The organism is Pseudomonas sp. BIGb0558 (genome assembly GCF_024807515.1).
GTDB lineage: Bacteria > Pseudomonadota > Gammaproteobacteria > Pseudomonadales > Pseudomonadaceae > Aquipseudomonas > Aquipseudomonas yamanorum_A.
Window position 1 is genome coordinate 150,201 of the sequence record NZ_JANUEW010000003.1, and the last position, 15,730, is coordinate 165,930.

At 61.7% G+C, this 15,730-nt stretch carries 10 protein-coding genes and 1 pseudogene; 4 read left to right on the forward strand and 7 right to left on the reverse strand.

What is annotated here, in order from left to right; translation table 11 throughout:
* Positions 1–118: 118 nt before the first annotated feature.
* Both rlmKL and M2400_RS06735 read left to right on the forward strand, forming a co-directional pair.
* Positions 119–2,383, forward strand: a complete 2,265-nt coding sequence (rlmKL, locus tag M2400_RS06730; protein ID WP_003219107.1) for a bifunctional 23S rRNA (guanine(2069)-N(7))-methyltransferase RlmK/23S rRNA (guanine(2445)-N(2))-methyltransferase RlmL — start codon at positions 119–121, stop codon at positions 2,381–2,383.
* Positions 2,384–2,523: 140 nt separating this feature from the next.
* Positions 2,524–4,923 (forward strand): diguanylate cyclase, encoded by a 2,400-nt coding sequence (locus M2400_RS06735; RefSeq protein ID WP_259196179.1) that lies wholly within the window; start codon positions 2,524–2,526, stop codon positions 4,921–4,923.
* Between the two features lie 119 nt (positions 4,924–5,042).
* Here the strand turns inward: M2400_RS06735 and dacB are convergent, their stop codons facing one another.
* Complete coding sequence (dacB, locus tag M2400_RS06740) at positions 5,043–6,503, reverse strand: D-alanyl-D-alanine carboxypeptidase/D-alanyl-D-alanine-endopeptidase (protein ID WP_177045773.1); 1,461 nt, start codon at positions 6,501–6,503, stop codon at positions 5,043–5,045.
* Between the two features lie 237 nt (positions 6,504–6,740).
* Here dacB and M2400_RS06745 point away from each other — a divergent pair, with 237 nt between their 5' ends.
* Entirely contained in the window at positions 6,741–7,085 is a 345-nt protein-coding gene (locus tag M2400_RS06745) for a YggL family protein (RefSeq protein WP_003219101.1), read from the forward strand.
* A 55-nt stretch (positions 7,086–7,140) separates the two neighbouring features.
* Here the strand turns inward: M2400_RS06745 and M2400_RS06750 are convergent, their stop codons facing one another.
* Positions 7,141–8,331: a benzoate/H(+) symporter BenE family transporter gene (locus M2400_RS06750; protein WP_177045771.1), complete on the reverse strand. Its 1,191-nt coding sequence runs from the start codon at positions 8,329–8,331 to the stop codon at positions 7,141–7,143.
* 28 nt (positions 8,332–8,359) lie between these two features.
* Positions 8,360–8,446: pseudogene (locus tag M2400_RS33485) on the reverse strand (outer membrane lipoprotein carrier protein LolA); the annotation flags it as partial.
* Positions 8,447–8,664: 218 nt separating this feature from the next.
* On the opposite strand from M2400_RS33485, the gene M2400_RS06755 reads away from it, so the two are divergent.
* On the forward strand, positions 8,665–9,429 hold the full coding sequence (locus tag M2400_RS06755; protein ID WP_003219095.1) for a GntR family transcriptional regulator: 765 nt from the start codon (positions 8,665–8,667) through the stop codon (positions 9,427–9,429).
* A gap of 124 nt (positions 9,430–9,553) precedes the next feature.
* Here the strand turns inward: M2400_RS06755 and guaD are convergent, their stop codons facing one another.
* The 4 genes from guaD to xdhA form a co-directional block, all read right to left on the reverse strand.
* Positions 9,554–10,858: a guanine deaminase gene (guaD, locus tag M2400_RS06760; RefSeq protein ID WP_177113367.1), complete on the reverse strand. Its 1,305-nt coding sequence runs from the start codon at positions 10,856–10,858 to the stop codon at positions 9,554–9,556.
* A gap of 7 nt (positions 10,859–10,865) precedes the next feature.
* On the reverse strand, positions 10,866–11,708 hold the full coding sequence (xdhC, locus tag M2400_RS06765; RefSeq protein ID WP_259196176.1) for a xanthine dehydrogenase accessory protein XdhC: 843 nt from the start codon (positions 11,706–11,708) through the stop codon (positions 10,866–10,868).
* A gap of 123 nt (positions 11,709–11,831) precedes the next feature.
* Complete coding sequence (xdhB, locus tag M2400_RS06770) at positions 11,832–14,231, reverse strand: xanthine dehydrogenase molybdopterin binding subunit (RefSeq protein WP_259196175.1); 2,400 nt, start codon at positions 14,229–14,231, stop codon at positions 11,832–11,834.
* Entirely contained in the window at positions 14,224–15,672 is a 1,449-nt protein-coding gene (xdhA, locus tag M2400_RS06775) for a xanthine dehydrogenase small subunit (protein ID WP_177045765.1), read from the reverse strand. Before xdhA ends, xdhB begins: the two co-directional genes overlap by 8 nt.
* Positions 15,673–15,730: the final 58 nt, after the last annotated feature.

The following is a 15,730-nucleotide window of genomic DNA, read 5'->3' on the forward strand; positions in this document are numbered from 1 at the left end:
CCGGGGTGGAACGGCACATTCGTGCCACACGAGCGCTCTTCAAGAAAAGCGCTTGATTGAAAACCGAACGCGCGATGCGTCGCCCGTTCACTTATTGCTGAAAAGCCTGGAATGCCCCATGTCGGACCGTTTTGAACTCTTCCTCACTTGCCCCAAGGGCCTCGAAGGCCTGCTGATCGAGGAAGCCGTCGGGCTTGGCCTTGAGGAAGCCCGCGAGCACACCTCGGCCGTGCGCGGCATGGCCGACATGGAGACCGCCTACCGCCTGTGCCTCTGGTCGCGCCTGGCCAACCGCGTGTTGCTGGTGCTCAAGCGCTTCCCGATGAAGGACGCCGAAGACCTCTACCACGGCGTGCTGGACATCGAGTGGGAAGACCACATGCTCGCCGATGGCACCCTCGCCGTTGAATTCAGCGGCCATGGCTCGGGCATCGACAACACCCACTTCGGCGCGCTGAAGGTCAAGGATGCGATTGTCGACAAGCTGCGCACCCCGACCGGCGAACGCCCGTCCATCGACAAGATCAACCCGGACCTGCGCATTCACCTGCGCCTGGACCGTGGCGAAGCGATCCTGTCCCTCGACCTGTCCGGCCACAGCCTGCACCAGCGCGGTTACCGCCTGCAGCAGGGTGCCGCGCCGTTGAAAGAGAACCTGGCGGCGGCGATCCTGATTCGTTCCGGCTGGCCGCGCATTGCTGCCGAAGGCGGCGCGCTGACTGACCCGATGTGTGGCGTCGGTACCTTCCTGGTGGAAGGCGCGATGATCGCCGCCGACATGGCCCCCAACCTGAACCGTGAGCTGTGGGGCTTCACCGCCTGGCTCGGCCACGTTCCTGCGCTGTGGAAGAAACTTCATACAGAAGCCAGCGAACGTGCCGCCATCGGCATGGCCAAGCCACCGCTGTGGATCCGCGGCTACGAAGCGGACCCACGCCTGATCCAGCCGGCCCGCAACAACATCGAACGTGCTGGCCTGAGCCACTGGATCAAGATTTACCAGGGCGAAGTCGGCACCTTCGAGCCGCGCCCGGACCAGAACCAGAAAGGCCTGGTGATCTGCAACCCGCCCTACGGCGAGCGTCTGGGTGATGAAGCCAGCCTGTTGTACCTCTACCAGAACCTCGGCGAGCGTCTGCGCCAGGCGTGCCTGGGCTGGGAAGCGGCGGTGTTCACCGGTGCGCCGGACCTGGGCAAGCGCATGGGCATCCGTAGCCACAAACAGTATTCGTTCTGGAACGGCGCCTTGCCGTGCAAATTGCTGCTGATCAAGGTCACCCCCGACCAGTTCGTCACCGGTGAGCGCCGTACTCCGGAGCAACGCCAGGCCGAACGCGAGCAGGCCGCCTACGACCAGGCACCGACCGAGCCGCAAGAGCGTCAGTACAACAAGAACGGTAACCCGATCAAACCCGCCCCGGCCCCTGTGGTCGAGCAGGCGCGCTTGAGCGAAGGCGGGCAGATGTTTGCCAACCGCCTGCAAAAGAACCTGAAGCTGCTGGGCAAGTGGGCCAAGCGCGAAGGCGTCGATTGCTACCGTGTGTACGATGCCGACATGCCGGAATACTCCATGGCCATCGACCTGTACCACGACTGGGTGCACGTCCAGGAATACGTGGCGCCCAAGTCAATTGACCCGGAAAAAGCCTCGGCGCGTATGTTCGATGCGCTGGCGGCCATTCCCCAGGCGCTGGGCATCGACAAGAACCGCGTGGTGGTCAAGCGTCGCGAGCGTCAGAGCGGCACCAAGCAGTACGAGCGCCAGAGTGCCCAGGGCAAGTTCACCGAGGTCAGCGAAGGCGGCGTCAAGCTGCTGGTCAACCTGACGGATTACCTGGACACCGGCCTGTTCCTCGACCACCGCCCAATGCGCATGCGCATCCAGAAAGAGGCGGCCGGCAAGCGCTTCCTCAACCTGTATTGCTACACCGCCACTGCGAGTGTGCACGCTGCCAAAGGCGGCGCGCGCAGCACCACCAGCGTCGACCTGTCGAAAACCTACCTGGACTGGGCGCGCCGCAACTTCTCCCTCAACGGCTTCTCCGACAAGAACCGCCTGGAGCAGGGCGACGTCATGGCCTGGCTGGAAGCCAGCCGCGATGAGTTCGACATGATCTTCATCGACCCGCCGACCTTCTCCAACTCCAAGCGCATGGAAGGCATCTTCGACGTGCAACGTGACCACGTGCAGTTGCTGGACCTGGCCATGGCGCGCCTGGCACCGGGCGGCGTGTTGTACTTCTCGAACAACTTCCGCAAGTTCCAGCTGGAAGACAACCTCGTCGAGCGGTACGCCGTCGAAGAGATCAGCGACAAGACCATCGACCCGGATTTTGCGCGCAACGCCAAGATTCATCGGGCGTGGAAAATCACCGCTCGCTGATCGGCCCCTCTAAAGCCGCAAGCCGGGATTATTCCGGGCTTGCGGCTTTTTTTTGTGCTGGTCAAACCCAAGTCCTGTGGCTATAACTTAAGGCCTGGCCAAAGTGACGCACCTGCACGCTGGCGTTTTGAGTCTTGTCTATGCCGCTGCATGCCGTCCGCCCGAAAATCCTAGGCTTCATCAGTGAGCAGGTGTCGGCGTGGCTGGTGGCGGTGGTGGTGTTTCTGTCCGGTATCGCGCTGACGGTCATCGTCGCCTGGGCCGCCTCCGATCTCTATCAGCAGCAGCTGCGCCAGCGTTTTCAGTTGCTGGTCAACGAGCGTTACAGTCGCCTCCAGGAGCGTTTCGAGGACCAGGAGCAACGCCTGGGCAGCCTGCGGCGGTTCTTCGTCAACTCCAATACGGTCTCCCGCGCAGAGTTCGACGGTTTCGCGCAGCCCTTGCTGTTGCGTGCCCGCGCCTATGCCTGGGCGCCCCGGGTTTCGCGTGACCAGCGCAGTGCGTTTGAGCAAGAGGTGACGGCCGAGCGCCGCGCGAGCTTCTCCATTCGCGAATTGAACGCGGCAGGTGAACTGACCCCGGCCAGCCAGCGTGATGAATATGTGCCGGTGCTGTACAGCCAGACCCAGAGCCTGCTTGGCTCGCCACTGGGGTTTGACCTGCTGGCCCAGCCACTGCGGCGCTCGACGGTGGAGCGTGCGCAACAGTCAGGCAAAATGGCGGTGTCCCAGCCCATGCAACTGGTGGGTGTGGAGCCGGCCTACGCCATGGGCGTGCTGCTGGTGGCACCGGTCAGCCGGGCACCGACGACACAAACGCCCGTCAGCGAACCTTACGGCTACGTCATGGCGGTGATCAGCATGCGCCAGCTGGTGGCCGATGGCTTGCCCAAGGTCGCCCGGGACAACCTGGTGACACAGATCGTCGACACCTCCGACGCAGAAAAACGCGTGTTGTACGAATCCGGCAACGCCGTGGCAGACAGCGACCTGGTCGCCGCGCGCCGGTTGACCCTGGGTGATCACATCTATGCCTTGAGCCTGCGCCCCAGCCAGGTGTTCCAGCAGGGCAATCATTCTTCGCTGGCCAGTATCCTGGTGATGGGCGGCCTGCTGAGCCTGTTGCTCAGCGCCTTGCTCTACGTGCTGGTCAGCCAGCGCCAGCGTGCATTGAAGCTGGTGGAGCAGCGCACCGCGCAATTGCGTCAGCGTGAACAGGAGCTGCGGGGCACCCACGGGCAACTGCGCAGCGTGCTGAATGCGGCGACCCAGGTGGCGATCATTGCCACCGACTTGCGCGGGGTGATCACCACTTTCAATGCCGGTGCCGAGAAGATGCTGGGTTATGAAGTGGAGGAGGTTCTGGGCCACCTGACCCTCGAAAGCCTGCACCGGGCGCCCGAGCTGGAAAACCGTGCCGCGCAGTTGAGTGCGGCCCTGGGCAAGCGCATCGGGCCAGGCCAGGCGATGTTGGTGGACAGTGCCGACACCGTTCACGAAGCCCGGGAATGGACGCTGGTGCGCAAGGATGGCAGCCAACTGACGGTGAACATGCTCGCCACCGTGTTGCTGGATGAACATGGCCTGTGGGTCGGGCACCTGGCGATCTGCCTGGATGTCACCGAGCAAAAGCGCGTCTATGAGGCGCTGGCCGCGCGGGATCGCCTGCTGAAGAAGCTCAGTGCCCATGTACCCGGCGGCATTTTTCAGTTCGTTCTGGAGCCGAACGATATCTCGCGTTTCATTTATGTCAGCGACGGCATTCGCGATATCTACGAAATCGAGCCGGGGCTGCTGCAGCAGGATGCGCGAAAGGTGTTCGAGCGTATTCATCCGCTGGACGTCGAACGGGTACGCGAGTCCATTCGCCTGTCTGCCCTGCAGCTGAGCCATTGGCGTGAAGAGTACCGGGTGCAATTGCCGCGTCGCGGGCTGCGCTGGATTCGCGGTGAAGCGACGCCGGAAGAACTGCCCGGCGGCGGTACCTTATGGTACGGCTACGTGTCGGATATTTCCGACCTCAAGCGGGTCGAGGAAGAGCTGCGGGCGTTGTCGATTACCGACTCGCTGACGGGTATCCATAACCGACGCTATTTCCAGGATCGTCTGAAAGCCGAGATGATCCGGGTCAAGCGTGCTTCGGGGGCGTTGTCGGTGATCATGTTCGACATCGACCACTTCAAGCGCATCAATGACCAGCATGGTCATGGGGTGGGCGATGAGGTGCTCAAGGAGTTGTGCCAGCGTATCAGCCAGCGGTTGCGACGCACGGATGTGTTTTGCCGGTTGGGGGGCGAGGAGTTCGTAGTGCTGTGCCCCAATACCGACGGCGGTCAGGCCTTCAGTGTGGCCCTGGAGTTATGGCAGGCGTTGCGCAGTGCGCCGATGGAGGGTGTGGGGACCGTGACGGCGAGCTTCGGGGTGGCCAGTTGGCGAGTCGAGGAGGGCGTTGACGGCTTGTTGCTGCGGGCGGACTCGGGGGTGTATGCGGCGAAGCAGGCGGGCCGGGACAGAGTTGAGGCAGAGCGGGCGCTTGCCTGAAGCCTGCAGATCACTGTAGGAGCTGGCTTGCCTGCGATGGCATCACCTCGGTATCCCTGATAGACCGCGGCGCCTGCATCGCAGGCAAGCCAGCTCCCACATTTGATTTTCGTCGGCAGTTAGAGGACCGGAGCAGCCGCCGCCAGCTTGGGCTGGCGATACAGGTCCAGCAGCACCTGGTCCAGCACCGAGGACGCTCCCCACGGTTTCGGGTCGTTGAGAATCGCCACCACCGCCCAGGTATTGCCATTGTTGTCGCGGCTGAAGCCGGCGATCGCCCGCACGGTGTTCAGAGTGCCGGTCTTGACGTGGGCTTCACCGCGCATGGCGGTGGTCTTCAGGCGTTTACGCATGGTGCCGTCGGTGCCGGCAATCGGCAGCGAGCTGATGTATTCCGCCGCGTACGGGCTTCTCCACGCCGCTTGCAGCATGGTCGCCATCTCGCGGGCGCTGACCCGTTCGGCGCGGGACAGGCCGGAGCCATTCTCCATCACAAGGTGGGGCGCGGTGATGCCTTTTTTCGCCAGCCACTGGCGCACTACGCGTTGGGCGGCCTTGGCGTCGTCGCCGTCGGCATCGGTGCGGAACTGCGCGCCCAGGCTCAGGAACAGCTGCTGGGCCATGGTGTTGTTACTGTATTTGTTGATGTCGCGGATGATCTCCGCCAGGTCCGGCGAGAACGCCCGGGCCAGCACCTTGGCGTTCTTCGGTACCGGTGCCTGGATGTCGCGACCCTGGATGCTGCCGCCCAGTTCCTTCCAGATCGCCCGAACGGCGCCGGCGGTGTAAGTGGCGTGGTCCAGCAACGACAGATAAGTCTGCGAGCTGCAGCCATCCGCCAACTGGCCGCTGACGGTCACGGTGACGCTGCCATCGGCGGCGGTCATCGGGCTGTAGCGCACATCGCCCGTGCATTGCTTGGCGTTGGAGACCTTGACCTGATTGTCGATGCGAATGCTCGCAATCGGCGGTTCCACCGATACCAGCACTTTGCCCGAATCATTGCGGGTGACGAAGCGCAGCGCCTTGAGGTTGACCATCAGGGCATCGGGCTTGACCAGGAACGGCTTGTTCTCGTCGTTGCCGTCGTCATTGAACTCCGGCAGTTGCGGCGGGATGAAGAAGCCGCGGTCCAGCACCAGGTCGCCGGTCACTTGCTGCACGCCATTGGCCCGCAGGTCGCGCATCAGCAGCCAGAGTTTTTCCATGTTCAGCTTGGGGTCGCCGCCGCCCTTGAGGTACAGGTTGCCGTTGAGGATGCCGCCGCTCAGGGTGCCGTCGGTGTAGAACTCGGTTTTCCACTGATGGTTGGGGCCGAGCATTTCCAGGGCCGCGTAGGTGGTGACCAGCTTCATGGTCGAGGCCGGGTTGACCGATACGTCGGCGTTGAACACGGTCGGGGTGCCCGGGCCATTGAGAGGAATCATCACCAGGGACAAGGCGTTGTTTTGCAGCTTGGCTTTCTGGAGGGCTTCCTGGACCTTGGGCGGCAGGGAAGTGTTGACGGGGGCGGCGGTAACGGAAAAGGCCAGGGGCAGAAGAAATCCGGCAAGTAACAATGGACGCAAAGATTTGATCATAAGAATTAAAACCCTACTGCTGAGGGGGTGAAAAAGGCGAGGGGTATGTAAGAAAAATCCCTCAATGGTCATGAAAGTGTCGGCATTATGCCCCAAGGCAGTCGCACTTGTGCCTGAACGATAGCTGCTATTCGCGGTTTTTTTTACTGGCACTCTGCCGCCTGTCCCAGAGAGTCGGGCAAAGGCCGGCTTAAACTGCTAAAGTGCCGCCCGTTATTACTTAAGAGGATTGTTCCAATGGCGACTAACCGTTCCCGGCGTCTGCGCAAAAAACTGTGCGTTGATGAATTTCAAGAGCTGGGTTTCGAACTGAACCTGGACTTCAAAGAAGGTTTGGACGATGAAGCGGTTGACGCTTTCCTCGAAGCATTCCTGACTGAAGCAATGGACGGCAACGGCCTGGACTACGTTGGCGGTGATGACTTCGGTCTGGTTTGCAAAGCCACCCGTGGTTCGGTCAACGAAGAACAGCGTGCCGCTGTTGAAGCGTGGCTGAAGGCTCGTCCAGAGCTGACCCGCGTTGAAGTCAGCGCCCTGTTGGACGCTTGGCATCCAGAAAAGCCGATCAACCCGGCAGTCTGATGTCATGAAAAAGCGACCCATTCGGGTCGCTTTTTCGTTACTGGGTCTTAAAGATTCAGGCCTTGCGCCAGTTCAGAATCACCAGCGTCAACACCCCCGCCACAATCCCCCAGAACGCCGAACCGATGGAAAACAACGTCAACCCCGACGCTGTGACCATAAAGGTGATCAACGCTGCCTCCCGTTCCTTCGGCTCATTCATGGCGATACTCAGGCCATTGATGATCGAGCCAAACAACGCCAGTGCCGCAATCGACAGCACCAGTTCCTTGGGCAGGGCGGCGAACAGCGCGGCCAGCGTTGCGCCAAACACCCCGGCAATCCCGTAGAAAATTCCGCACCAGACAGCAGCGGTATAGCGCTTGTTGCGATCTTCATGGGCATGGGGCCCGGTGCAGATTGCCGCGCTGATGGCCGCCAGGTTGATGCCGTGGGAGCCGAAGGGTGCCAGCACCAGCGAGGCCAGGCCGGTGGTGGTGATCAGGGGCGAGGCCGGCACGTTATAGCCATCGGCCCGCAGCACCGCGACCCCCGGCATGTTTTGTGAGGTCATGGCCACCACGAACAGCGGGATGCCGATGCTGATGGTCGCCGCCAGGGAGAAGTGCGGCGTGGTCCACACCGGCGTCGCCACTTCCAGGTGGAAACCGCTGAAATCCAGCAATCCCATCAACCCGGACAGCGCCGTGCCGATCAGCAAGGCTGCGAGCACCGCATAACGCGGCGACAGGCGTTTGATGATCAGGTAAGTGAAGAACATCCCCAGCACCAGCCCGGTACGGTGCTGGGCGGCGACGAAAATCTCGCTGCCGATCTTGAACAGGATCCCCGCCAGCAAGGCTGCGGCCAGGGAGGCCGGGATGCGCTTGACGAGTTTTTCGAAGCTGCCGGTCAGCCCGCAGATCGTCACCAGCACCGCGCAGGTGATATAGGCGCCGATGGCTTCGCCGTAACTCACGCCGCCCAGGCTGGTGATCAACAGCGCTGCGCCCGGCGTAGACCAGGCAATAGTGATCGGCGTGCGGTAGCGCAACGACAGGCCAATGCTGCACACCGCCATGCCGATGGAGATTGCCCAGATCCACGAGGAAATCTGCGCCGTGGTCAGGCCGGCGGCCTGGCCGGCTTGAAACATCAGCACCAGGGAGCTGGTGTAGCCGGTCATCATGGCAATGAAACCGGCGACGATGGCCGAAGGCGAAGTGTCGGCCAGTGGGCGTAATCGCGCTTGGGGGACGTCGGACATGGGGCGGTGTTCCTTATACCGGGCTGTCTGTAGGAGCGAGCTTGCTCGCGAAAAACCTGAGGGCGCCGTTGGGTGTCAGTAAACCAACGTCATCGTTAACGACCTTCGCGAGCAAGCTCGCTCCTACAAAGAAAGGAGAAAACGTGGAATCAAGCCTAAACTCAAACGTAACGATTCATTGCAATACAGCCGGCGCCGCAAACAGCCGTACAGTGTGTTGGCGCAATGGGTTGTGTACAATGTGCGCTGATTTTACGCGATACTTGCCAGCGACCCTCTGTGCCGTATTACAGTCAACGTCAATTCGCCGCCGTTCTCCCGACCCGAGTGCCCATGAACGAACAGTTGCAGCCCCTCAAGAAACAACCGCGAGCCGGTAAGGCCGGTCGCAGTGGAACCCAGGACGATATCGTCTACGCGCATATCTTCGAGGCCATCCTCGAGCAACGCCTGGCGCCCGGTACCAAATTGAGTGAAGAAGCGCTGGGCGAAATCTTCGGCGTCAGCCGCACTATCATTCGCCGTGCGCTGTCGCGCCTGGCCCATGAAGGCGTGGTACTGCTGCGGCCCAATCGCGGCGCGGTAGTGGCCAGCCCGAGTGTCGAGGAAGCCCGCCAGGTGTTCCTCGCCCGGCGCCTGGTGGAGCGTGCGATCACTGAATTGGCGGTGCAGCATGCCACGGCCGAGCAACTGGCCGAGCTGCGGCAGATGGTCAACGACGAGCGCGACAGCTTTTCCCGGGGTGATCGCGGCGCGGGCATCCGGCTTTCCGGCGAATTCCACCTGAAGCTGGCTGAAGCGGCGAAGAACGCGCCGCTGATCAGCTTCCAGCGCAGCCTGGTGTCCCAGACCTCGTTGATCATCGCCCAGTACGAAAGCGGCAACCGCTCGCACTGCTCGTACGATGAGCACACCCAGTTGATCGACGCGATCGAAGCGCGGGATGCGGATTTGGCTGTGAACCTGATGATGCACCACATGGATCACATCGACAGCAAGCTCAACCTCGACGAGGAAAGTGCGTCGGATGACCTGCATGCGGTGTTCTCGCATTTGTTGCAGACCAAGAAGCCGGGGCGCTCGTCCGTAAAACTGTAAACCCCGATCAAAAATGTGGGAGCTGGCTTGCCTGCGATAGCATCACCTCGGTTCAACTGAATGATCGAGGTGTCTGCATCGCAGGCAAGCCAGCTCCCACATTTGTTTTGTGGTGCCTGTTAAATCAGCGTTGGTGCACGAGTTGCCCCGCTGCATATGTCTGCAACACCGCCCGGTCATCCCCCAGCGTCATCAACACAAACAACGTCTCGGCAATGTTATTGGCCTGCTTCAGGCGATAGCTGAGCAGTGGCGTGGCGTTGTAATCCAGCACCAAAAAGTCCGCATCAGTGCCCGGTTGCAGCGTGCCGATCTTGTCTTCCAGGCGCAGCGCTCGCGCACCGCCCAAGGTGGCCAGGTACAACGACTTGAACGGGCTCAACCGCGCGCCTTGCAACTGCATCACCTTGTACGCCTCGTTCAAGGTTTGCAGCAGCGAGAAGCTGGTACCGCCACCGACATCCGTACCCAAGCCGACATTCAGCTTGTGCTTCTCGGCCATCGGCAGGTTGAACAACCCGCTACCCAGGAAGAAGTTCGACGTCGGGCAGAACGCGACTGCCGAGCCGGCTTCTGCCAGCCGCGCGCATTCGTCGTCGCACAGGTGCACGCCGTGGGCGAACACCGAGCGCTCACCCAGCAATTTGTAATGGTCGTACACGTCCAGGTAGCCCTTGCGCTCCGGGAACAGTTCTTTCACCCATTCCACTTCCTGCAGGTTTTCACTGATGTGAGTCTGCATGTACAGGTCCGGGTATTCCCCCAGCAACTGCCCGGCGAGGGTCAGTTGTTCGGGTGTACTGGTTGGTGCGAAACGTGGCGTTACCGCGTAGTGCAAACGGCCCTTGCCATGCCAGCGCTCGATCAACGCTTTGCTCTCTGCGTAGCCGGATTGCGCGGTGTCGGTCAGATAGTCTGGCGCGTTGCGGTCCATCATCACCTTGCCGGCGATCATCCGCAGGTCGAGTTTCTCGGCCGCTTCAAAAAACGAGTTCACTGACTGCGGGTGCACGCTGCCGAATACCAGCGCGGTGGTGGTGCCGTTACGCAGCAGTTCCTTGATGAAAATATCCGCGACTTCTTCGGCGTGGGCCTTATCGGCGAACTGGCTTTCGCACGGGAAGGTGTAGGTGTTGAGCCAGTCCAGCAACTGTTCGCCATAGGCGCCGACCATGCCGGTTTGCGGCAGGTGAATGTGCGTGTCGATCAGGCCGGGGGTGATCAGCGCGTCCTGATAATGAGTGACTTCGATATCGGCGGGCAGGCTGGCGAGCAAGTCGCTGGCGTGGCCCAGGGCGCTGATCTGGCCGTTGTCGATCACCAGCAGGCCGTCTTCGAAATACTCGTAGGAGGCTTCGATCCCAACTTCGGCAGGGTCGGCGATGCTGTGCAAAATGGCGGCACGGTAGGCTTTGCGTGTCAAAGGCATGGTCGTCTCAGTTAGTCGCTTGGCTGCGGCGTGATACCGGCAGCAGTTTGGCAATGGGTTCGGCGCTCGCAGTGTGCTGGCCGAAGTTGGCGTTATAGGTGGCGATGATTTCGCCGGCGATGGAGATGGCGATTTCCACAGGCAGTTTGCCTTTGACTTCGGTCAGCCCCATCGGGCAATGCATGCGTTGCAGTTGCGCGGTGTCGAAACCGCGATCCCGCAGGCGGTGTTCAAACTTGACGCGCTTGGTCTTCGAACCGATCAGGCCGAAGTAGGTGAAGTCATTGCGCTTGAGCAGGGCGGCGGTCAGCTCCAGGTCCAGCGCGTGGTTGTGGGTCATGACGATGCAGTAACTGCCCACAGGCAAGTTGTCGATTTCATCCACCGGCTCTTCGCTGACGATTTTACGCACGCCTTGGGGGATGTGTTCCGGGAATTCCTGTTCGCGGGAATCGATCCAGCGCACCCGGCACGGCAGGCTGGCCAGCAGCGGCACCAGCGCACGGCCCACGTGGCCGGCGCCGAACACCGCGATCTGCGCCTGCACCTGGCCCATCGGTTCGAACAACAGCACCGTCACGCCGCCGCAGCACTGGCCCAGGCTGGCGCCGAGGCTGAAGCGCTCCAGATGGGTGTTCTGCTGGCCGCGCACGAGCATGTCCCGGGCGATCTGCATCGCCTTGTATTCCAGGTGCCCGCCACCGATGGTGTCGAAGGTGTGGGCGGAGCTGATGACCATCTTCGAACCGGCATTGCGCGGCGTGGAGCCGAGCTCTTCGATGATAGTCACCAGCACGCAGGGTTCACCCTGGTTCTGCAGGTCGGCGAGGGCGCTGATCCAGTTGTTCATGTTTACCTCAGCATCTCTGTTGTCAGTTCGACCGCTATCGCAGGCAAGCCAGCTCCCACATTTGATCGGGTTCACACATCCAAATGTGGGAGCCGGGCTTGCCCGCGATGGCAGCGCCTCGGTCTAAAGCGAAGCCAACTCGGTTTCGGTTTCCACAGCTTTTGCGGCGTTCAACTGGCGCATCTGCTCACACCCCCACAACACCCGCTCCGGCGTCGCCGGTGCATCAATCTTCGGCTGATGACGGTAGTCACCCAGGCTCGCCACCGCATCCTTGATCGCACACCACGAGGCGATGCCGAGCATGAACGGCGGCTCACCCACGGCCTTGGAATGGAACACCGTGTCTTCCGGGTTCTTGCGGTTTTCCACCAGCTTCACCCGCAGGTCCAGCGGCATGTCGGCCACGGCGGGGATCTTGTAGCTGGCCGGGCCGTTGGTCATCAGCTTGCCCTTGTTGTTCCAGACCAGCTCTTCCATGGTCAGCCAGCCCATGCCCTGGATGAAGCCGCCTTCGACCTGGCCGATGTCGATGGCCGGGTTCAGCGAGGCGCCCACGTCGTGGAGGATGTCGGTACGCAGCATCTTGTATTCGCCGGTCAGCGTATCGACGATCACCTCGCAACAGGCCGCGCCGAACGCGAAGTAGTAGAACGGCCGGCCGCGCGCCTGGCTGCGGTCGTAGAAGATTTTCGGCGTCTTGTAGAAGCCCGTGCTGGACAGCGACACCTGGGCGAAATACGCCTGCTGGATCAGCGCCTCAAACGTCAGGATATGATCGCGAACCCGCACATGCCCGTTGTGGAATTCAACGTCGGCCTCGCTGACTTCATACTTGCGCGCGGCAAATTCCACCAGGCGTTGCTTGATGGTTTCGGCAGCATTCTGCGCGGCCTTGCCGTTCAGGTCGGCACCGCTGGAAGCCGCGGTCGGCGAGGTGTTCGGCACCTTGTCGGTGTTGGTGGCGGTGATCTGCACGCGGTCGATTTCCACCTGGAAAATCTCGGCCACCACTTGCGCCACCTTGATGTTCAACCCCTGGCCCATCTCGGTGCCGCCGTGGTTCAGGTGGATGCTGCCGTCGGTGTAGATGTGGATCAGCGCGCCGGCCTGGTTGAGGAAGCTGGCGGTGAAGGAAATGCCGAATTTCACCGGCGTCAGCGCCAGGCCTTTTTTCAGGATCGGGCTGTTGGCGTTGTAGCGACGGATCGCTTCGCGGCGCTCGAAATACTGGCTGCTGTGTTCGAGTTCGGCGGTCATCTCTTCGAGCATGTTGTGCTCGACGGTCTGGTAGTAGTGGGTGACGTTGCGCTCGGTCTTGCCGTAGTAGTTGGCCTTGCGCACGGCCAGCGGGTCGAGGGCCAGATGCCGGGCAATGGCGTCCATCACTTCTTCGATGGCGACCATGCCTTGTGGCCCGCCGAAGCCACGGTAAGCGGTATTGGACGCGGTGTTGGTCTTGCAGCGGTGGCCGTTGACGGTGGCGTCGCCCAGGTAATAGGAGTTGTCGGAGTGGAACATGGCGCGGTCGACAATCGAGTTCGACAGGTCCGGTGAGCAGCCGCAGTTGCCCGCCAGGTCCAGATTGATACCGTGCAGGCGGCCGGTGTCATCGAAGCCCACGTCGTACTCGATATAGAACGGGTGGCGTTTGCCGGTCATCAGCATGTCTTCGACCCGCGGCAGGCGCATTTTGGTCGGCTGGCCGGTGAGGCGTGCGACCACCGCGCACAGGCATGCGGGGCTTGCGGCCTGGGTTTCCTTGCCGCCGAAACCACCGCCCATGCGGCGCATGTCCACCACGATTTTGTTCATAGAGACGTCGAGTACTTCGGCCACCAGCTTCTGCACTTCGGTGGGGTTTTGCGTGGAGCAGTAGACGATCATGCCGCCGTCTTCGGTGGGCATCACCGAGGAGATCTGGGTTTCCAGGTAAAAGTGTTCCTGGCCGCCGATGTGCAGCGTGCCCTGGATGCGGTTTTTGGCGGTCGCCAGCGCACCGGCGGAATCTCCGCGCTGGTGCGTATGGCTGTCCAGCACGAAATGCTTTTTGCGAAACGCCTCGACCACGTCCAGCACCGGCTCCAGGTCTTCGTATTCGATCACGGCGGCCATGGCGGCCTTGCGTGCGGTTTCCAGGTCGCGGGCGGCGACGGCCAGCACCACCTGGCCGACAAACTGCACGGTGTCGATGGCCAGCAACGGGTCGCCGGGCATCAGCGGGCCGATGTCTTTCAGGCCCGGCACGTCTTCGTGGGTAATGACGATGCGCACGCCGTCGAAGGCGTAGCACGGCGCGGTGTCGATGCTGATGATCTTCGCGTGGGCGCGGTCCGACATGCGGGCATACAGGTGCAACTGGTTGGGGAATTCCAGGCGGTCATCGATGTACTGCGCCTCGCCCGAGACGTGCTTGACGGCGCTGTCGTGCTTGACGCTGCGACCGACTCCGCTGGTCAGGTCCTGGGCAAACAGTTCGGCGAGTTCGGCCTGGGATTTTTCCACGGCGTGATGGTTAGACATAAGCGGTCACCCGAGTCTCGATGTGCGGCGTTTGCAGTTCGATGAAATACTTGCGCAGCAGGTTTTGCGCGCTGAGCAGGCGGTATTCCTTGCTGGCGCGGAAGTCCGACAGCGGCGTGAAATCTTCGGCCAGCGCAGCGCAGGCTTTTTCCACGGTGGCGGAATTCCAGGTGGCGCCGTTCAGCACCGCTTCGCAGTTTTTCGCGCGTTTGGGGGTGGCGGCCATGCCACCGAAGGCAACCCGCGCGTCGCTGATAACGCCGTTATCGATCTTCAGGTTGAAGGCGGCGCAGACGGCAGAGATGTCATCGTCCAGGCGCTTGGAAACCTTGTAGGCGCGAAACAGCGGCACGCCTTTGGGCACGATGATTTTTTCGATGAATTCGCTGTCCTGGCGGGCAGTGACGCGATAGTCGATAAAGTAATCTTCCAAGGCCAGGGTGCGGCGGGTGTTGCCCTTGCACAGCACGATCTGCGCACCGAGGGCGATCAGCAGCGGCGGCGAATCACCGATGGGCGAGGCGTTGCCGATATTGCCGCCCAGGGTGCCCTGGTTACGAATCTGCAACGAGGCGAAGCGGTGGAGCAATTCGCCGAAGTCCGGGTATTCGTGGTTGAGAGCGGTGTAGCAGTCGGACAGCGAAGTCGCGGCGCCGATTTCCAGGCGATCGTCGAAGCTTTCGATGCGCTTCATCTCTTCGATATTGCCGACGTAGATCATCACCGGCAGCGTGCGGTGGAACTGGGTGACTTCCAGCGCCAGGTCGGTGCCGCCCGCCAACAGCCGGGCTTGTGGGTACGCGTCGTAAAGGTCGGCCAGGTCGGCGACGGTCAGCGGCACCAGGCAGCGTTTGTCGCCACTGTTCAGTTCACCGGTTTGCGTCGGTGCGATGGCTTTCAGGCGGGCGATGGTTTCGGCCTGGCGGCTGTCGAACTGGTCCTGGGGCTTGTTGCAGCAGGCCTGTTCAGCGGCGGCGAGAATCGGACGATAGCCGGTGCAGCGGCAGAGGTTGCCGGCCAGGGCTTCGTGGGCTTTCTGGCTGTCGGGGGCATCACTGTTCTTTTGCAGGGCGAACAGTGACATCACAAAACCCGGGGTGCAGAAGCCGCACTGCGAACCGTGGCACTCCACCATGGCTTGTTGCACGCTGTGGAGCTGGCCCTGGTGCTTGAGGTCTTCGACGCTGATCAGTTGTTTGCCGTGCAGGGACGAGACAAACGTCAGGCACGAATTGAGGCTGCGATAGCGAATCTGCTCGGCGCCCTGATCGTCGGTGTGCAGCTCGCCGACCACCACGGTGCAGGCGCCACAGTCGCCGCTGGCGCAGCCTTCCTTGGTGCCGGATTTGCCCAGGTGCTCACGCAAATAGTTGAGCACGGTCAGGTTCGGGTCCAGGGCGTGCTCGCTACGGAGCTCCTGGTTTAGTAAAAACTGGATCACGGAAGGCCTCGCAGACTCATTATTGTTGTTAACCGCTTTGCGCCGAATCTAGTCATGT